The organism is Actinosynnema sp. NPDC059797 (assembly GCF_042732085.1).
Lineage (GTDB): Bacteria > Actinomycetota > Actinomycetes > Mycobacteriales > Pseudonocardiaceae > Actinosynnema.
Map to the genome: position 1 here is coordinate 1 of NZ_JBHWIE010000040.1, position 18081 is coordinate 18081.

Genomic DNA, 18081 nt, shown 5'->3' on the forward strand with positions numbered 1-18081 from the left:
CGTCCGTCCCCGGACCGGCCTTCCCGGTCCTCCTCGCCAGGTTGCACTCCAGCCGGCCGAGCACCCGCGCGGTCTCGGCCAGCTCCTCCTCGTCCAGGCCGTCGACGGTCGCCTCCTCCAGCTCCCGCCACATCCGCTCGACCTCACGGCGCAGCGCCTGGCTCGCCACCGTCGGCTCCACGATCGTGGCGCGGCCGTCGTTCGGGTCGGGGGTGCGGCGCACGAACCCGGAGCGCTCCAGCCGCTGCACGGTCCGCGTCATGGTGGCCGAGTCGGTGTCCAGCACGTAGCACAGGTCGGACTGCCGCCGCGGGCCGCAGTCCCACAGGTGCATCATCACCAGCTCCTGCCCTGGGTGCAGTCCTGCCTGCCTGAACAGCTGACCCGCGAGCATGCGGTGCAGGCGGGCCACGCGGAAGATCGAGTGGCTGATCCGACCGCCGTCCGCCGTCTCCGGCACGGGGATTGACGTGGGCTTTTTCTCGTTCCCGGCCATGTTGCCAGGATACTCCGCCGAACTCGTGACCGCTGTCACATGACGTAGTGGGGAATACACTTCGGTTACTTAGCTGTTCGGACAGGTAAATCGGATACCTGGAGGGACCGCGATGAGCATCGCGTTCGAGCCGTTGGACCTGGCCGGCACCAAGCTCGCCAACCGCGTCGTGATGGCGCCGATGACCCGCAGCCGGGCGCACGGCACCCTGCCGACCCCCGCCACCGCCGAGTACTACGCGCAGCGCGCGAGCGCCGGCCTGATCATCACCGAGGGCGTCCAACCCTCCCCGGTGGGCCAGGGCTACCCGGACACCCCGGGCCTGCACAGCGACGAGCAGGTGGCGGCCTGGCGGGTCGTCACCGACGCGGTGCACGAGGCGGGCGGCCGGATCTTCGCCCAGCTCATGCACGCCGGCCGCATCGGCCACCCGAGCGTGCTGCCCGGCGACCTGCACCCGGTGGGCGCCTCCGCCGTGCGGCCCGCGGGCAAGCTGTTCACCGGCGCCGGCCTGGAGGAGTTCCCCACGCCGGTCGAGCTGACCGGCGCCGAGGTCGAGGCCACCGTCGCCGACTTCGCCGCCGCCGCCCGCAACGCCGTGGCGGCCGGGTTCGACGGCGTCGAGCTGCACGGCGCCAACGGCTACCTGCTGCACCAGTTCCTGGCCGGCAACAGCAACCGGCGCACCGACGAGTGGGGCGGCCCGGTGGCGAACCGGATCCGCTTCGTCGTCGAGGTGGCCCGCGCGACCGCCGACGCCATCGGCGCGCACCGCGTCGGCCTGCGCATCTCCCCGGCGAACCGGTACAACGACATCGCCGAGGACGACCACGGGCAGCTCTACCCGGCGCTGGTCGACGCGATCAACCCGCTGGGCCTGGCCTACCTGCACATCGCCGAGCAGGACCAGCGCGCGCTGACCCTGGAGTTGCGCGAGCGCTTCACCGGCGCGCTGATCCTCAACCCGCACACCCCGGACGGCGTGACCGGCGTGGACGAGCTGCGCCTGCTGGAGGACGGCACGGCGGACGCCCTGGCGTTCGGCGCCCTGTTCCTGGCCAACCCGGACCTGCCGGCCCGCCTGGCGCGCGGCGGCCCGTTCAACACCCCGGACCAGTCGACCTTCTTCGGCGGCACCGAGAAGGGCTACACCGACTACCCGGCCCTGGCGCCCACCGCCTGAAGGCCCGAACGCCGGGAACCCGAAGTCGCGAGGCCCCCTCACCTTCACCCGGTGAGCGGGCCTCGCCTTTTTCCGGGGCCGGAACGGGCACGAACCCACCCCCAATCGGGCAGGAATCCACCCATTCCTGTGGGTTCGGTCTCGAAAACCGGGCGAAAGCCGGGCATCACCAGTCACCCTGTGTCGCTGGTCACGCTCTCACGGTGGTGTTAGACCTTATGCGCAGCCCGACCGGGCAGAGGTGGCCCGACCGGGCAACAGGAGGTGGGACGTGCGAGCCGACGAGCGCAAGCGCCGCATCCTGGCCCGGGCGCGGGCCGACGGCCGGGTCGACGTCGCGGAGATCGCGGTGGAGCTGCAGGTGGCGCAGGAGACCGTCCGCCGCGACCTGCGGGTCCTCGACGAGCACGGCCTGGTCCGCCGCACGCACGGCGGCGCGTTCCCGGTGGAGAGCGCCGGCTACGAGACCGGCCTGAAGTTCCGGTCCCACTCGATGGTGCCGGAGAAGAGGCGGATCGCGCGGGCCGCCGCGGACCGGCTCGGCGACGCGGAGACGGTCTTCATCGACGAGGGCTACACACCCCAGCTCGTCGCCGAGAGCCTGCCGACGGGCCGGCCGCTGACCGTGGTCACCGCGTCGCTGCCCACCGCGGCGGCCCTCTCCGAGGTGCCCTCCACCACGGTCCTGCTGCTCGGCGGCCGGGTGCGGGGCCGGACCCTGGCCACCGTGGACCACTGGACCACCCGGATGCTCGCGGAGATGGTGATCGACCTCGCCTACATCGGGGCGAACGGCATCTCGCGCGAGCACGGCCTCACCACGCCCGACCCGGCGGTGGGCGCGGTCAAGGCGCAGGCGCTGGCGTCGGCGCGCAGGCGGGTCTTCGTCGGCGTGCACACCAAGTTCGGCGTGTCGAGCTTCCACCGGTTCGCGAACGTCGCGGACCTGGAGGCGATCGTCACCGACTCGGTGCTGCCCGCGGGCGAGGCGCACCGCTACTCCCTGCTCGGCCCGAAGGTCTTCCGGGCCTAGGCACGACACCGATCCCCACGAGACCCCGGCGCCGCCGCGGGTCCGTCAACGCACGCCCGAGGAAGGCAGACGATGAAGTCACTCCGGTATGGCGGCCTGCTGGCCGCGGTGCTCCTGGCGACGACCGCGTGCGCCGGCGCGGGCGGCGGTGGTGGCGGCGCCGAGAACTCGATCAACGTCCTCATGGTCAACAACCCGCAGATGCAGGACCTCCAGGAGCTGACCGCCGACAACTTCACCAAGGACACCGGCATCGCGGTCAACTTCACCGTCCTGCCCGAGAACGACGTCCGCGACAAGATCAGCCAGGACTTCTCCAGCCAGGCCGGCCAGTACGACGTGGCCACGATCAGCAACTACGAGACGCCCATCTACGCGAAGAACGGCTGGCTCACGCCGCTGGACGACTTCGTCGCGAAGGACGCCGGGTTCGACCAGGGCGACGTCCTGGAGCCGATCCGCCAGTCGCTCACCGCCGCCGACGGCAAGGTCTACGCCCAGCCGTTCTACGGCGAGTCGTCGTTCCTCATGTACCGCAAGGACGTGCTGGACGCCAAGGGCGTCACCATGCCCGAGAGGCCGACGTGGCAGCAGGTCGCGGACATCGCCGCGCGGGTCGACGGCGCGGAGCCCGGCATGAAGGGCATCTGCCTGCGCGGCCAGCCCGGCTGGGGCCAGCTCGTGGCGCCGCTGACCACCGTGGTCAACACCTTCGGCGGCACCTGGTTCACCGAGGACTGGCAGGCGCGGGTCAACGCGCCGGAGTTCAAGGAGGCCACGAAGTTCTACGTGGACCTGGTCCGCGCGCACGGCGAGGCGGGCGCGCCGCAGGCCGGGTTCGCCGAGTGCCTGAACAACATGACCCAGGGCAAGGTCGCCATGTGGTACGACGCCACGGTCGCCGCCGGCCTCCTCGAAGCCGACGACTCGCCGGTCAAGGGCAAGCTGGGCTTCGCCCAGGCGCCCGTGGTGAAGACCGAGTCGTCCGCGTGGCTCTACACCTGGGCGTTCGGCATCCAGAAGGCCAGCAAGAAGGCCGACAACGCGTGGAAGTTCATCTCCTGGGCGTCCGGCAAGGGCTACGAGGAGCTGGTCGGCAACAGCCTCGGCTGGTCGAGGGTCCCCGACGGCAAGCGCGCCTCGACCTACGAGCGCCCCGAGTACCTGGCCGCGAGCGGCTCGTTCGCCGCGCAGGCGGAGGCGGCCATCGCGGGCGCCAAGCCGACCGACCCGGGCGTGCAGCCGCGGCCCGCGAGCGGCATCCAGTTCGTCGGCATCCCCGAGTTCACCGACCTGGGCACGCAGGTGTCGCAGAAGATCAGCGCCGCGATCGCCGGGTCGACGTCCGTGGACGCCGCGCTCGACGAGGCCCAGGAGCTGGCCGAGGCCGTCGCGAAGAAGCACCGGGGCAACTGATGGCGAACACCCCGGTGGCCAACCCCACGCCGGTGGGGAGGGCGTCGTGACGGCGGCCGCCCGCTGGGCGCGGCGCGCGCCCCTCCTGCCCGCGCTGATCTTCACCATCGCGGTCACCCAGCTCCCCTTCGTCGCGACGCTGGTGATCTCGCTGATGCGGTGGAACTCGCTGGACCCGGACAACCGCGGGTTCGCCGGGCTCGACAACTACGCCGCCGTGTTCACCGACCCGGACCTGCGCTCGGCCATCGGCGTCACGGTCGTGCTGACCGTCGTGGTGGTGCTGGTCAGCCTGCTGCTCGGGCTGGGCCTGGCGCTGCTGCTGGACCGGAGGTTCGCCGGGCGCGGGATCGTGCGCACGATGCTCATCGCGCCGTTCCTGGTGGTGCCGGTCGCCGCCGCCCTGCTGTGGAAGCACGCGCTCTACAACCCGGAGTACGGCCTGTTCAACGGCGTGCTCACGTGGCTGTTCGGCGCGGACGCCCCGCAGCCGGAGTGGATCAGCGGGATGCCGCTGACGGCCGTGCAGGCGTCGCTGGTGTGGCAGTGGACGCCGTTCATGATGCTGATCCTGCTGGCGGGGTTGCAGAGCCGCCCGCACGACGCGGTCGAGGCCGCGCGCATCGACGGCGCGACGCCGTGGCAGGTGTTCCGCTACCTGACCCTGCCGCACCTGCGGCAGTACCTGGAGCTGGGCGCGCTGCTCGGGTCGATCTACATCGTGCAGAACTTCGACGCCGTCTTCACCATCACCTCGGGCGGCCTGGGCACGGCCAACCTGCCCTACACGATCTACCAGACCTTCTACCAGGCGCACGACTACGGCCAGGCGTCCGCGGCCGGCGTCGTCGTGGTGCTCGGGTCGATCGTCATCGCCACGTTCGCGCTGCGCGTGGTGTCGTCCCTGCTGCGCGAGGAGGTGCGCGCGTGAAGCGGGTCTGGGGCGTGCTGGCCTGGTTCTCCGGGCTGCTGTTCTTCGCGCCGGTGGCGTGGATGGTGCTGACCTCGCTGCACAGCGAGCCGGACGCGGCGACCAACCCGCCGTCGCTCGCCGCGCCGCTGACCCTCGACGGCTACCTCGAGTTCTTCGACTCGAACCCGTGGCCGCCGCTGATCAACTCGATGAGCGCGTCGATCGGCTCCACCCTGCTCGTGCTGCTGCTGGCGGTCCCGGCGGCGTACGCGCTCTCGATCAAGAGGGTCGAGAAGTGGTCGGACGTGCTGTTCTTCTTCCTGTCCACCAAGATGCTGCCGGTCGTGGCCGGGTTGCTGCCGATCTACCTGGTCGCCCAGCACACGGGGCTGCTGGACAACATCTCGTTCCTGGTCGTGCTCTACACGTCGATGAACCTGCCGATCGCGGTGTGGCTGATGCGGTCGTTCCTGGCCGAGGTGCCGGGCGAGATCCTGGAGGCCGCCGCGCTCGACGGCGCGGGCCTGGTCACCACGCTGCGGCGGGTCGTCGCGCCGGTCGCCATGCCCGGCATCGCGGCGACCTCGCTGATCTGCTTCATCTTCAGCTGGAACGAGCTGCTGTTCGCCCGCGTGCTGACCGGCGTGGTGGCCGGCACCGCGCCGGTCTACCTTACCGGGTTCGTCACCAGCCAGGGCCTGTTCCTGGCCAAGGTGTGCGCCGCCGCCACGGTGGTGTCGTTGCCGGTGCTCGTCGCCGGGTTCGCCGCCCAGGACAAGCTGGTCCAGGGCCTTTCTCTGGGAGCAGTCAAGTGAGAGCAGCCGTGATCAGCGGGGTCGGCCGGGTCGAGGTCGCCGAGGTGCCCGACCCGGCGCCGGGCCCGCGGCAGGTCGTCGTGGACGTCGCGGCGTGCGGCCTGTGCGGCACCGACCTGCACATCCTGCAGGGCGAGTTCGCGCCGACCCTGCCGGTGGTGCCGGGCCACGAGTTCGCCGGCGTGGTCGTCGAGGTCGGCGCGGACGTGACCGAGGTCCGGGTGGGCGACCGGGTCGCGGTGGACCCGTCGCTGTACTGCCACGAGTGCCGCATGTGCCGGGCCGGGCGCGCCAACCTGTGCGAGCGGTGGGCGGCCATCGGCGTGACCACCGGCGGGGGCGCGGCGGAGTACGCGGTGGCCCCGGTGGCGAACTGCGTGAAGCTGCCCGACCACGTGCGCACCGAGGACGCCGCGCTGATCGAGCCCCTGTCGTGCGCGGTGCGCGGCTACGACGTGCTGCGGTCGCGGATGGGGAGCCGGGTGCTCATCTACGGCTCGGGCACGATGGGGCTGATGATGCTCCAGCTGGGCAAGCTCACCGGCGCGGTGTCGATCGAGGTCGTCGACCTCAACCCGGACCGCCTGGCGACCGCCGAGCTGCTGGGCGTCACGGCCACCGCCGCGAACCCCGACGAGCTGGACCGGCCGGGCGGCTGGGACGTGGTCATCGACGCCACCGGCAACGAGAAGGCCATCCAGGACGGCCTCGGCCGGGTCGCGAAGGGCGGCACGTTCCTCCAGTTCGGCGTCTCCGACTACGCGGCGCGGGTCACCATCGAGCCGTACCGGATCTACAACCAGGAGATCACCATCACCGGGTCGATGGCGGTGCTGCACTCGTTCGAGCGGGCGGCGGACCTGTTCGCCACCGGCGTGCTCGACCCGGCGGTGTTCATCAGCGACCGCCTGCCGCTGGCCGACTACGCGTCGGCGCTGGAGGCGTTCCGGGCGGGTCGGGGGCGCAAGATCCAGGTCCTGCCGTAGCCGGGCCCGGGTACGGCGAAGGCCCGGCCACCCCGGCGGCAGCGGGGTGACCGGGCCTTCGGCACGCGGTCAGTCGCGAGCGGCCCGCTTGCGCTGCATGATCAGCAGGGCCGCGCCGCCGCCCAGCAGGACCACGCCGATGACCAGCGGGATCGCGATGCTGGCGCCGGTGTTGGCCAGCGGGGTCTCCTCGGCGGCGATCGGCGCGACCGAGGTCGGGGCGGCCGTCGTGGTCGGGGACACGGCCACGCTGCTGGACTCGGCCGGGGGCTCCTCGGCGGGCGGCTGCTCGGCCGGGGGCTCCTCGGCGGGGGGCTCCTCCGCGGGCGGCTCCTCGGCGGGGGGCTGCTCCTCGACGCAGGAGTCGATCTCGCGGATCTCGGTCCGGGTGTAGCGCTTCGAGCCGTCCGGGTCGTCCCAAGCCTTGATGTCGACCTTGAAGACCACCTTCTCGGCGCTCGACTTGGAGTAGGTCTTCCTGGGGAAGTTCTTGTCGAACTCCGTGTTCTCGACCACCTCGCCGTCCATGGTGACGGTGACCGAGTTCTTCTTCCCGTCCCGCTTGACGTAGTCCCGCAGCTCGACGGTCAGGTAGCTCTTCTCACCCTCGCAGCCGCCCTGGAGGATCGGCGTGTGCGCGAAGGCGGGAGCGGCGAAGAAGACGGAGGCAGTGGTCGCGACGGCGAGGGTGCCGACAAAAGCACCGGCTCTGGCGAGCTTCATGTGGGAGCTCCTGAGGGAAGGGCTGAGGAGAGACGGCGGTCACCATATACGGGGAACGGCAACCACTCGACTGGGGGATAGGTGATTACTTTCCGCATCTACCTCCGCAACCGTCTCCTGAGGATGACCAGCGCGACGACGCCGCCCAGGAGCACCAGGGCACCGAGTCCCAACGGGACGCCCCTCGTGCTCCCGGACGCTCCAATTCGGCCTGTTCGGCGGCTCTGAGCAGGAACTTCGCCGTCGTGGGAGGAAGGCGGCAGGTCAACCGCGGCGGAATGACCGAGGTCATTTCCACTGTGGTCGAAGTCGTGATGGGCGGTTCTTCGTTTTTTGGCGGAATCGTTACCGGCGCCGTCGGACACCTCGACCGCGTTGGGCCGCCCGCCGTCGTACCCGGTCAGCCCGGCGGTCGGCACGGCTCGGCGTTCACCCCGGGCGCTGACCGATCCGGGTGAAACCGCTCCTTGTCAATGGCCGGCACCCGGTGGTTCAGCAGGTGGTCTCCCTTGTTCGGGTCGCGGCGAAGTGGCTACTTTCGCGCCACCCACGTGGACCAGCCGTCCGATCAGCCGAACGAGGCCGGGCGAAGCCGAGTGAAAGGGGCCGCGCGATGACCTTCCTCCGCTCCCGCCGGCACGTCGACTACGGCCGGGTCTCCAGCGCCGCCTGTCGCTAGACCCGCCGCGCACCACCCCGAGCACCAGCTCCGCGCACCACCAGCGCACCACCAGCGCACCACCAGCGCACCACCCAGCGCACCACCCTCCGCCGCACCCGCGGGCGCTCCCGCCGCGGGCCCTCACCGTCCCCCTCGAAGGACCCACCATGAGCGTGTCCGCCCAACCGCGCCTGCACGCGCCCGAAGAACCACCCGTGCTCAAGGTCGTGCCCGTCCGCCACCCGTGGCGGTGGGTCGGCATCGTCGCCGTGCTGGTGCTCGTCGCCCAGTTCGTCAACGGCCTGGTCACCAACCCCGGTTGGGACTGGGCCACGTTCGCCCGGTTCATCACCGCGGAGTCCATCCTCAGGGCGGTGCTGGTCACCCTGGAGCTGACCCTCTACGGCACCGCGATCGGCTTCGCCCTGGGCATCGTGCTCGCCCTGATGAGGCTGTCCCGCAGCCGGTTCCTGGCGGCCGTGAGCTGGACCTACACCTGGGCGTTCCGGTCCATCCCGCTGATCGTGCAGCTGCTGTTCTGGTTCAACATCTCCTACCTGTACCAGGAGCTGAGGCTGGGCATCCCGTTCGGGCCGACGTTCGTCGGCTTCGACACCAAGGACCTGATCAGCCCCATGGGCGCGGCGGTGCTCGGCCTCGCCCTGCACCAGGCGGCGTACGCGGCGGAGATCGTGCGCTCGGGCATCATCTCGGTCGACCACGGCCAGCTGGAGGCCGCCGCGGCGCTGGGCGTGCCGCGGGCCCGCCAGTTCCGGCGGATCGTCCTGCCGCAGGCCATGCGCTCGATCCTGCCCAACGCGACCAACGAGGTCATCAGCCTCTTCAAGGGCACCTCGGTGGTGTCCGTGGTGGCCATCGGCGAGCTGTTCTACCAGGTGCAGGTGATCTACGGGCGCAACGCGCGGGTCGTCGCCCTGCTCATGGTCGCCACCGCCTGGTACATCGCGCTGACCACCCTGCTGTCGATCGCGCAGCACTACGTCGAGAAGCACTACGCCAAGGGCGCGACCCGCGGTCAGGAGGGCTGGAAATGGGCGAGGTGATGGTTCACCTCCAGGGTGTCCGCAAGAGTTTCGGGGACAACGAGGTGCTGCGCGGCGTGGACCTGGAGGTCCGCACCGGCGAGGTCGTCGTGGTGCTCGGGCCGTCCGGGTCCGGCAAGTCGACGCTGCTGCGCACGATCAACCACCTGGAGAAGGTGGACGCCGGGCTGGTCTCCGTCGACGGCGAGCTGGTCGGCTACCGCCGCCGCGGCGACCGGCTCTACGAGCTGCGGGAACGCGAAGTGCTGCGGCAGCGCACGCACATCGGCTTCGTGTTCCAGAACTTCAACCTGTTCCCGCACCTGACCGTGCTGGAGAACATCGTCGAGGCGCCGGTGTCCGCGCAGGGCCGGCCGGTCGCGCAGGCCCGGGAGCGGGCACGGGCGCTGCTGGCCAGGGTCGGGCTGTCGGAGAAGGAGTCCGCGTACCCCCGGCACCTGTCCGGCGGCCAGCAGCAGCGCGTCGCCATCGCCCGCGCCCTCGCGCTGGAGCCCAAGGTGCTGCTGTTCGACGAACCCACGTCGGCGCTCGACCCCGAGCTGGTCGGCGAGGTGCTGGACGTGATCAAGGACCTGGCGCGCTCCGGCACCACGATGGTCGTCGTCACGCACGAGGTCGGCTTCGCCAGGGAGGTCGCCGACACCGTCGTGTTCCTGGACGGCGGCGTCGTCGTCGAGCAGGGCCCGCCCTCGCGGGTGCTCGACGACCCGCAACACCCGCGCACCCGCGCGTTCCTGTCCAAAGTGCTCTGAAAGGGGATCCGTTGTCCCGCTCCAGAACCGCCGCCCTCCTCACCGCCGCCGCCCTGGCGCTGACCGCCTGCGCGGGCGCCGACGGCGCGGCGTCCGAGGACCAGGTCGTCAGCGGCGGCAAGGTCATCAACCTCGGCCCCGACCAGAACCGCGTCACCGCCGAGAAGGTCGACTCGATCGCCGCCAAGGTGCCCGAGAGGTTCCGCGAGGAGGGCCGGATCGCCATCGGCGGCTCGGCCGGCACCAACCCGCCGCTGCGCTTCTACGCCACCGACGACAAGACGCCCATCGGCGTGGAGACCGACATCGCCGTGCTCATCGCCGGCGTGCTCGGCCTGGAGCCGCAGCTGGAGGTCGCTTCCTGGGAGAACCTGTTCGTCGGCCTGGACAGCGGCCAGTACCCGCTGGGGCTGTCGAACATCACCGTGACCGAGGAGCGCAAGGAGAAGTACGACTTCGCCACCTACCGGCTGGACACGCTCGCGTTCGAGGCCAAGAAGGGCGGCTCGTGGCGGGTGGAGAAGCCCGAGGACGTGGCCGGGAAGGTCATCGCGGTCGGGTCGGGCACCAACCAGGAGAAGATCCTGGTCGACTGGAGCAAGGCCAACGAGGCCAAGGGCCTGCCCGCCACGGACATCAAGTACTACCAGAACGCCTCCGACTACTACCTGGCCCTGGAGTCCGGCCGGATCGACGCCTACCTGGGCCCGAACCCGACCTCGGCGTACCACGTGGCCACCTCGGGCACGACGGAGGTGATCGGCACCTTCTCCGGCGGCGGCGACCTGCAGGGCAAGATCGCGGCGACCACGAAGAAGGGCAGCGGCCTCGTGGAGCCCGTCGCGGAGGCCATCGACCACCTGATCAAGACCGGCAAGTACGCCGAGGTGCTGGACCGGTGGGGGCTGGCGGGCGAGGCGGTGGAGAAGTCCGAGATCAACCCGCCGGGGCTGCCGAAGACGTCCTGAGCGCGCTCGGCGGAGGGGTCCGCACCGCTCGCCCGGTGCGGGCCTCCCCGCGTGGTGGTCGGAGCGGGCGCCGGTGACCCGCGCACCGGGGCGGCGGCGGGGGAGAACCGGTGCCCGCCGCCGCCCCGGCTCCGCGCGTCAGCCCCTCGCGTACACGCCCGACTCGACCGCCGTAGCGGTCAGGGCGCCCGCGAACAGCTGGTTCACCCGGTTCGCCTCCTGGGGGTTCGGGTAGGGGTTGCGGCAGGACGTGCCCGCGCTGCCGCCCGACATCAGGTACGAGCAGATGCCGTTGTACGTGTCGGGCAGGCCGAGACCGTGCCCGATCTCGTGGGCCACGATCCGCAGCGACGAGTTGCCCGCCGCCACGTCGCGCGTGTCGATGTAGATCGTGGCGCACCCGAGCCCGCAGGGGTAGGCCCGGGAACCGCCGCCGGTGGTCGCGTAGACCCGGATCGTGGCGCTGCCCCCGCGGACGAGCCGCAGGTTGGGCACGCGGGAGTTCCAGATCTGCGCGGCCTGGTCGGCTTCCGCCGAGTAGCCGGAGGCGCTGTAGTAGACGGTCCGGGCCATCGCCGTCGGCGGCGCGCCGGCCGCCGACGCCGTTCCGGTCAGGACCGTCGCCACCAGTGCGAGCGCGCCCAACAGCGCGCCCGTCAAGGGGCGCGCGAACTTGTCGACCACACGATCTCCTTCGGTGCAGGGTGGGAAGGTTCTCGCGGGTTACGACATTAAGAGCGGTTGAACGGCGAGCGTCATAGCTCTTGGCCATAGACGCCGTCGATGTCCCACCGGACCGCGTCGGCCATCAGCCCCACCATCCCCGACACCAGCCGGAGCTGGTCGACGTCTCGCACGTCGGCCTCGACCAGCCTCGGCGAGCACACCACCACCGCCACGGCCTGCGCCCGGGACAGCGCCACGTTCAGCCGGTTGCGCGACAGCAGGAAGTCCAGGCCGCGCGGCAGGTCCACGGCCGCCGACGACGTCATGGTGGTGACCACCACCGGCGCCTCCTGGCCCTGGAACCGGTCCACCGTGCCGACCCGCACGTGCCCGTACCCGTGCTTCTCCAGCTCCCGCCGCACCAGCCGCACCTGCAGGTTGTACGGCGCCACGACCAGGAAGTCGTCCTCGTCCAGCGCCCGCGCGCCCGGCCCGTCGGTCCACAGCCGGCCCATCAGCGACCGCACCACGTCCACCACGGCCGCCGCCTCCTCCGCCGACGACGTGGTGTTGCCCGAGTGCTCGACCGAGCGCAGGTACACGCCGGGCCGCACGCCCGCCACCCCGCGTTCCGCGGCGCTGGGGTGGGACCGCAGCAACCCGGCGTAGGACAGGTTCGACACCGGCTCGCACACCGCCGGGTGCAGCCGCCGCGTCTGGTCCAGGAAGTAGCCCAGCTCGGGCGGGATCACGTCCGCGTCGCCGATCAGGTGCCCCAGCGCCGACGCCTCCGCGCCCGCCGGGTGCGTGCCCTGCACGACCTGCGGGAGCTGCTGCGGGTCGCCCAGCAGCACGAGGTTGCGCGCGCACGTCGACACGGCCAGCGCGTCGGCCAGCGCGAACTGCCCGGCCTCGTCCACGATCAGCACGTCGAACGGCTGCTCGCGCAGCGCGGTGTTGGCGAACGTCCACGCCGTGCCGCCGACCAGGTGACCACCGCCCTGGTCGTCGCGCCACCGCACCAGCGACGGGTTGTCCCGCGGCTGCTCCCAGGCGCAGCCCTTCGCCGGCGCGCCCTTCGCCCGCTTCGCCGTCGGGATCGGCACGCCCAGCTCGCGACCCGCCGCCAGGGCCGCCGAGAGCACGTTCTCCACGGCCTTGTGGCTGGTGGACGTCACGCCGACGCTGCGACCGCCCCGGATGAGGTGCGCGATCAGCCTGCCCGCCAGGTACGTCTTGCCCGCGCCCGGCGGCCCCTGCACGGCCAGCGCGGAACCGTCCAGCGCGTCCACGGCCGCGATCACGTCGGCGATCAGGTCGTCGGAGCGCGGCAACGACCCGGTGCGCAACCGCGGCGGCGTGCGCCGCACCAGGTCCACGCCGGGGTGCGGCGGCAGCTCGGGCAGGGCGTCCACGACCATCGCGGCCAGGTCGTAGACCGCCTCGTCCTTGGGCGTGGGCCGCACCGGGCTGCCGGGCAGCACCGCGATCGGCGCCTCGCCGTCCACGTCGTCCGGCGAGGTGCTCTCCTGGAGCACGATGTCCTCGGCCGACTCGGCGAGCACCACGGCGTCCCGGCTGCGGTTGGGCGCGCCCTTGTAGAGCAGCCGCACCTGGTCGCCCGCCGCGAACGGGTGCGGGCGCTCCGGGTCGCACCACGCGCGCACCTCCCGCTTGGCCTTGCGCACCCGCCCGGACGGCATCACCCAGTCCTCGGCGCGCACCGACACCGGCACCGCGCACGCGCTGTCGGACTCCAGCTCCGACAGCGGCGCGCCCATCTGCCGGAAGAAGTCCCACCACGCCGGGTTGGTCTCGCGGCGGTGGTAGCCGACCGCGGCGGCCAGCAGCGCCCGCGCCCGCTCGTCCTCCGTGGCCTCGGCCGGGTTGTCCGGCAGCCCCTCCAGCAGCGGGTCGACCACGGCGGCCAGGCGCGCCGCCCGCTCGGCCCGGCGCTGCGCGGCCAGCTCGTCCTCGATCTCCTGGGTGAACGACGGCTCCGGCACGTGGGGCCGGACACCGGCTTCGTCGCGGACGCCCAGCAGGAACCGGTACAGCCGCAGCGTGGAGATGCAGTCGGCGGCGTTGTAGTCGGCGATGCCGGCCAGGACCTCCTCGGCGCGCCCCGGGTCCGCGTCGCGCAGCGCCAGGTACTGCTCGTAGGCCTCGATGCTGGAGACGGCGTTGGTGACCTCGCCGGTCCGCGCGGGCATGTAGAGCGGTTCCAGGTACTTGATCGAGTACGACCGCTGCGACACCCGCAACGCCTTGCGCACCACCGAGTACAGGTCCACTAGCGCGCCGGAGCGCAGCAGGTGGTCGACGGCCTCCTCGCGGGTGCCGTGCAGCGCGGCCAGCTTCTTGAGGGCGTTCACCTCGTAGGGCGCGTAGTGGTAGACGTGCGCGCCGGGGTTGGCCTCCAGCCGCTCCACCACGAAGTCGACGAACCGCTCGAACGCGAGCTTCTCCCGCCGGCGGCTGTGCGCCCAGAACGGCGTGAACGCCTCCTCGGCGTCGACCACGCCGAACAGGTACTCCAGCCCCTCGCCGTCGAGCGCGAACGGGTCGCCCTCCATGTCGAAGAACAGGTCGCCGGGGTCGGGCACGGGCAGCGCGGCCAGCGCCTCGGGCGCGACCACCTCGAAGGCCACCTCGCCGGTCGGGTTCGCGTCGGTGCGGGAGCGGTCCTGCACCACCTGGAGCGCGGCCTGGGCGCGCAGCCCGGCGAAGGTCGCGGCCGACATGGTGGCGGGCCGGTCGGCCTGCGTGGCGCCCGCGAGGGCGTCGATCGTGCCCAGCCCGGCCGCCGCGAGCTTGCGGCGCTGGTCCGCGCGGATGCCCGCGACCAGCGACAGGTCCCGGTCCCGTTCGCGCCCGGTGGCGCAGTGGCGGGCGAACCGGCAGGTCGCGCAGGCGGGCCGCTCGTCGTCCCACAGCCGGTCGGGCAGGGCCGCCGGCCCGGCCAGGCGGACCCGGAGCCGGTCGGTGAGGTCGCGGACCAGCGGCAGGAAGTCGGCCACCCGGAACGCGCGGGCGGTGCCGTCGCCGAGCAGCAGGTGCATCCGGGGACCGGCGTGCGGGCCCAGGGCGTCGGCGTAGGCGGTCAGCTGCACCACGGCGGCCGGGGTGGCGTGGCGGGCGAGCTTGGCGTCGTGCGGCTCGTAGCCGTGCTCGCCGGCGACGAGGAAGTCCGCGCGCCCGTGGAAGCCGTCGGCGTAGAAGACGGCCTGGTAGATCACCGGGACCCGGTCGGCGAGGGCGGCGGCGGTCGCCTCGGCGGCGGCGGTCAGCGCCTCGTGGGTGGGCGCGGGCTGGGGGATCTCGACCACCTCGGTCCGCTCCCGGAACCGGGCCAGCACGGCCTGCTCGTGCGCCAGGCCGTGCCGGGTGGCCAGGGCGTTCCGCTGCTCCTCCGGCACGGGGGCGCCGGGCACCCCGCGCGCGAGGGCCAGCGACAGCCTGCTGCGGTGCTCGCACTCCAACAGGTCCACCAGGTCCGCCGGGGAGTGCACCAGGTGGCCGTCGGCGTTGAGCATGGCGCGCAGTATCGCCGCCGAGCGCCCGGAGGCCGTGGATCACGCCCGGCGCGTCGCGGAGTGCGGTGAGCGCCACTCGGGTCGGAGGGCGGTGAACGCCACTCGGGCCGGAGCGCGTTGAGCGCCACCCGGGTCGCGCCGTTCCCGTCAGCCGGCGTGGGCGGCCTGCCAGCGGGCCCGGTGGGCGGCGGCCTCGGCCTCCGCCTCGGCCAGCGCGTCGGCGGGCAGCGGCTCGGCGCACCACGCCCGCAGCACGTCCGCCATCTCCGCCGTGAACCGCACGCCGGTCGGCGTCAGCACGCCGCCGGCCAGCAGCGCCTCGGCGGTGCCCAGGGCGGCCGACCGCCACCGGGCGTACTCCGCGCGCGCCGCCGCGCCCGGCCGGTCCCGCCAGAAACCCGCCACGCCCAGGTGCGCGTAAGTCCCGTGCAGCAGCCCGGCCGCGGGCCGCGGGTCCTCCCGCCACGGCGCGTAGAACAGCGCCCGCCGATCGGGTTCGACCAGCGCGAACAGGTCCATCAGCGCCGCCAGCTTGTTGTGCTGGGCCTCGTGCGCCAACGTCACCGCCACGGTCTCGGCGTCCGGCGCGGGGGACAGGAACACGCAGCCGTAGGCGTCCGCCAGGGTCGCGCTGCTCGTCCCCGAGGCCGAGGCGGGCATCGGCGTCAGCACCCGCACGACCTCGGCCACCTCCTCGGCGACCGCCGGGTGGTCCCGCGCCAGCAGCTCCCACGCCGCCCCGACCTGCTCCCGCAGCCGCGCCAGGTCCGGCGCGGTGTCCACCGGCAGCTCGTCGGGCACGCCGCCACCCGCCCACACGTCCACCTGGAGCACCCCGGACCCCAACGCGACCTCGGGCAACGGCTCCCACACCGGTCCCGGCCCCACCACGACCCCCAGCGACGGCAGCGAGACCACCTCGGCCGGCGGGAACCCCAGGTCCACCGGCACCCCCGCGCGCACCGCCGCGGCGGCCGCGGTGAACACCAGCTCACCGGGCCGCCCGCGCCCGGCCGCCGTCCGGGTGGCCCACGCCCCGACCGAGGGGTGGTCGAGGACCCGGTCCACCGCGCCGGGAGCCGCCCGGCGCGCCTCGCACAGCAGCTCGTAGGCGGGGCGCGCCTCGGGGTCGGACGCGATCGACCTGATCAGCAGCAGGGTCCGGCTGCGCCGGGCCAGCCGCAACACCCGCACCGCCGCACCGCCACCGCCCCTGGCGAGCGCGACGAAATCGGCCTCGGACAAGCGAAAGGGCGTGACGGCGGGAGAGCCGCCGGCCGGGCCGCTGTTCGGCGCCCCGGCGGTCACGCCAGCTCCGCCAGGTCCGCCGCCACCCGCGACCGCACGTGCCCGATCAACCGCGCCAGGTCCGGGCAGTACACCGAGGGCCGGTCGAAGCCCGCGCCCTCCAGGTACCGGTGCGCCCGCAGCCCGCCACCGCACACCCGCACCACCGGGCACCTCCGGCACACCGCCGACAACCCCGCCAACCCCTCCCGCGCGGCCCGCACCGGCGGCAGGTCCGCCGCCGCGTCGAACGGGTCCCGCGCCACGTTCAACCCGGTCGCCGCCGCGGCCGGTGACGAGGACGCCAGGATGTCCGAGACCTCGATCGAGCCGTCGGTCTCGACGACCACCTGGGCGGACGGGTTCAGCCCGATGCCCTCCACCCCGGACCTGCCGCCCAGCAGCACGTTCAGCAGCTCCTCGAACAGCCGCACCCCCGTCACCGGCCGCTCGTACCAGCGGTCGAACACCGCGATCAGCCAATCCGCATAAGGCGTCCCGGGCGACCCCGCCGCGCGCCCCGGCGGCGGAACGGACCAGTTGCCGTGCGGCAACAGGAAATCGATGGCGGGCGGCGAGAATTCCACCAGCGACTCGTAGGTGCGCACCGGGTCGTTGCGCACGTCCACCACGCACAGCAGACCGCCGTACACCCCGGGAAACCCGCGCAGCAACTCCAGCGCCGAACGCACCGCCGCCCAACTGCCGGCGCCGTCCGGTCGCGTGCGGTGCCGGTCGTGCGCTTCCGGCGAGCCGTCCACGCTCACCCCGACCCGAACGCCCAGCGAGTCGAACAACCGCGCGAATTCCCGGTCCAGCAGCGTGCCGTTCGTCTGCGCGGTGAACCGCACCTCCGCGGGCACCTCGGTGCGGAACCGGGTCACCAGCGCGGCGATCGCGGCGCGCCCCGCGAGCAGCGGTTCCCCGCCGTGCAGCACGACTTCCACTTCGGCCAACCCGTGCGCCCGCACGTGTTCCGCCACCCGTTCGGCGGTGTGCGCGACGACTTCCGGCGACATCGCCCGCGGGCGCGACCGCCACCTCTGGTCGGCCAGTTCGTAGACGTAGCAGTAGTCGCACGCCAGGTTGCACCGACCGTGCACCTTCACCACGAACTGGCGGAACGGCAGCGCTTTCATCAACCCCCCGATTCCGGCCTCCCCGAGAGCAATCAAACACAGCCCACCGCCCACTACTTCCGCCGATCGGAGGATTCACGCCGCTTTCCCCCGCACTTCACTACGATGGAACCGCGCCCGTTGGTCGAACCGGCAATCGGGTGAGCAGCGGGCAAAACCGCAGCATTGCGGTGAGGGGGGTGTGCCGGAGATGGCTGAGGAACCCGTCCTGGAGTCCGAGCTCCTGGACGTCACGGGTCTGGACCTGGCCCGACTGGCCGACCTGCCGGACACCGCGCTGCGCGCCGCGCTGCACCGGATCCTCGCGGAGAACGCCGAGCTGCCCACCAGGTTCGCCGCGTTCGAGAGCTCGCTGTGAACACCACCGGCACGACCGCCGCCACGGCGGTGTCGGCGGTGCGCGCGGCCGTTCGGGTGAACCGCGGTTGAAGGGCGGGCGCGGC

16 protein-coding genes are annotated in these 18081 nt (G+C 72.6%); 10 read left to right on the forward strand and 6 right to left on the reverse strand.

The window, feature by feature from the left end; all coding sequences use genetic code 11:
* Nucleotides 1-496 (reverse strand): MarR family winged helix-turn-helix transcriptional regulator (locus ACFV4N_RS13565; RefSeq protein ID WP_499672814.1); only part of this gene is annotated, 496 nt, incomplete at its 3' end.
* Nucleotides 497-608: 112 nt separating this feature from the next.
* Between ACFV4N_RS13565 and ACFV4N_RS13570 the strand changes: the two genes are divergently transcribed.
* The 6 genes from ACFV4N_RS13570 (at nt 609) to ACFV4N_RS13595 (ending at nt 6842) form a co-directional block, all read left to right on the forward strand.
* Nucleotides 609-1679, forward strand: a complete 1071-nt coding sequence (locus tag ACFV4N_RS13570) for an alkene reductase (RefSeq protein ID WP_499672815.1) — start codon at nt 609-611, stop codon at nt 1677-1679.
* A gap of 271 nt (nt 1680-1950) precedes the next feature.
* Nucleotides 1951-2712: a DeoR/GlpR family DNA-binding transcription regulator gene (locus ACFV4N_RS13575; protein WP_499672816.1), complete on the forward strand. Its 762-nt coding sequence runs from the start codon at nt 1951-1953 to the stop codon at nt 2710-2712.
* A 72-nt stretch (nt 2713-2784) separates the two neighbouring features.
* A complete protein-coding gene (locus ACFV4N_RS13580) occupies nt 2785-4128 on the forward strand; it encodes an ABC transporter substrate-binding protein (protein ID WP_499672817.1) in 1344 nt (447 codons plus the stop codon).
* A 46-nt stretch (nt 4129-4174) separates the two neighbouring features.
* Nucleotides 4175-5059, forward strand: coding sequence for a carbohydrate ABC transporter permease (locus tag ACFV4N_RS13585; protein WP_499672818.1), 885 nt, complete (start codon nt 4175-4177; stop codon nt 5057-5059).
* Entirely contained in the window at nt 5056-5856 is an 801-nt protein-coding gene (locus ACFV4N_RS13590; protein WP_499672819.1) for a carbohydrate ABC transporter permease, read from the forward strand. Before ACFV4N_RS13585 ends, ACFV4N_RS13590 begins: the two co-directional genes overlap by 4 nt.
* Nucleotides 5853-6842, forward strand: a complete 990-nt coding sequence (locus ACFV4N_RS13595) for a zinc-dependent alcohol dehydrogenase family protein (protein WP_499672820.1) — start codon at nt 5853-5855, stop codon at nt 6840-6842. The genes ACFV4N_RS13590 and ACFV4N_RS13595 overlap by 4 nt, the downstream gene beginning before the upstream one ends.
* A gap of 69 nt (nt 6843-6911) precedes the next feature.
* Here the strand turns inward: ACFV4N_RS13595 and ACFV4N_RS13600 are convergent, their stop codons facing one another.
* A complete protein-coding gene (locus ACFV4N_RS13600) occupies nt 6912-7565 on the reverse strand; it encodes an LAVTG motif-containing sortase-dependent surface protein (RefSeq protein ID WP_499672821.1) in 654 nt (217 codons plus the stop codon).
* Nucleotides 7566-8393: 828 nt separating this feature from the next.
* Here ACFV4N_RS13600 and ACFV4N_RS13605 point away from each other — a divergent pair.
* From ACFV4N_RS13605 to ACFV4N_RS13615, 3 genes are read left to right on the forward strand one after another with little or no spacing between them, the layout of a single operon-like run.
* Nucleotides 8394-9290 carry an amino acid ABC transporter permease gene (locus ACFV4N_RS13605; protein ID WP_499672822.1) on the forward strand — a complete coding sequence of 299 codons (897 nt, stop codon included), beginning with the start codon at nt 8394-8396 and terminating at the stop codon, nt 9288-9290.
* Nucleotides 9278-10042, forward strand: coding sequence for an amino acid ABC transporter ATP-binding protein (locus ACFV4N_RS13610; RefSeq protein ID WP_499672823.1), 765 nt, complete (start codon nt 9278-9280; stop codon nt 10040-10042). Before ACFV4N_RS13605 ends, ACFV4N_RS13610 begins: the two co-directional genes overlap by 13 nt.
* Before the next feature lie 11 nt (nt 10043-10053).
* Nucleotides 10054-11010, forward strand: a complete 957-nt coding sequence (locus ACFV4N_RS13615) for an ABC transporter substrate-binding protein (protein ID WP_499672824.1) — start codon at nt 10054-10056, stop codon at nt 11008-11010.
* 138 nt (nt 11011-11148) lie between these two features.
* Here the strand turns inward: ACFV4N_RS13615 and ACFV4N_RS13620 are convergent, their stop codons facing one another.
* The 4 genes from ACFV4N_RS13620 to ACFV4N_RS13635 all read right to left on the reverse strand — a co-directional run bounded on the left by ACFV4N_RS13620 (nt 11149) and on the right by ACFV4N_RS13635 (nt 17638).
* Entirely contained in the window at nt 11149-11694 is a 546-nt protein-coding gene (locus ACFV4N_RS13620) for a snapalysin family zinc-dependent metalloprotease (protein WP_499672825.1), read from the reverse strand.
* Between the two features lie 71 nt (nt 11695-11765).
* Nucleotides 11766-15212, reverse strand: a complete 3447-nt coding sequence (locus ACFV4N_RS13625) for a TM0106 family RecB-like putative nuclease (RefSeq protein WP_499672826.1) — start codon at nt 15210-15212, stop codon at nt 11766-11768.
* Nucleotides 15213-15359: 147 nt separating this feature from the next.
* On the reverse strand, nt 15360-16457 hold the full coding sequence (locus ACFV4N_RS13630) for an aKG-HExxH-type peptide beta-hydroxylase (RefSeq protein ID WP_499672827.1): 1098 nt from the start codon (nt 16455-16457) through the stop codon (nt 15360-15362).
* 59 nt (nt 16458-16516) lie between these two features.
* Nucleotides 16517-17638 carry an FxsB family cyclophane-forming radical SAM/SPASM peptide maturase gene (locus ACFV4N_RS13635; RefSeq protein WP_499672828.1) on the reverse strand — a complete coding sequence of 374 codons (1122 nt, stop codon included), beginning with the start codon at nt 17636-17638 and terminating at the stop codon, nt 16517-16519.
* Nucleotides 17639-17828: 190 nt separating this feature from the next.
* On the opposite strand from ACFV4N_RS13635, the gene fxsA reads away from it, so the two are divergent.
* Complete coding sequence (gene fxsA / locus ACFV4N_RS13640; protein ID WP_499672829.1) at nt 17829-17996, forward strand: FxSxx-COOH cyclophane-containing RiPP peptide; 168 nt, start codon at nt 17829-17831, stop codon at nt 17994-17996.
* The last annotated feature ends 85 nt before the right edge of the window (nt 17997-18081 follow it).

Coding starts and splice junctions, on each gene's coding strand:
- ACFV4N_RS13605 (WP_499672822.1), top strand. CDS start 8,394: ATGAGCGTGTCCGCCCAACCGCGCCTGCACGCGCCCGAAGAACCACCC.
- fxsA (WP_499672829.1), top strand. CDS start 17,829: ATGGCTGAGGAACCCGTCCTGGAGTCCGAGCTCCTGGACGTCACGGGT.
- ACFV4N_RS13635 (WP_499672828.1), bottom strand. CDS start 17,638: ATGAAAGCGCTGCCGTTCCGCCAGTTCGTGGTGAAGGTGCACGGTCGG.
- ACFV4N_RS13610 (WP_499672823.1), top strand. CDS start 9,278: ATGGGCGAGGTGATGGTTCACCTCCAGGGTGTCCGCAAGAGTTTCGGG.
- ACFV4N_RS13625 (WP_499672826.1), bottom strand. CDS start 15,212: ATGCTCAACGCCGACGGCCACCTGGTGCACTCCCCGGCGGACCTGGTG.
- ACFV4N_RS13600 (WP_499672821.1), bottom strand. CDS start 7,565: ATGAAGCTCGCCAGAGCCGGTGCTTTTGTCGGCACCCTCGCCGTCGCG.
- ACFV4N_RS13580 (WP_499672817.1), top strand. CDS start 2,785: ATGAAGTCACTCCGGTATGGCGGCCTGCTGGCCGCGGTGCTCCTGGCG.
- ACFV4N_RS13570 (WP_499672815.1), top strand. CDS start 609: ATGAGCATCGCGTTCGAGCCGTTGGACCTGGCCGGCACCAAGCTCGCC.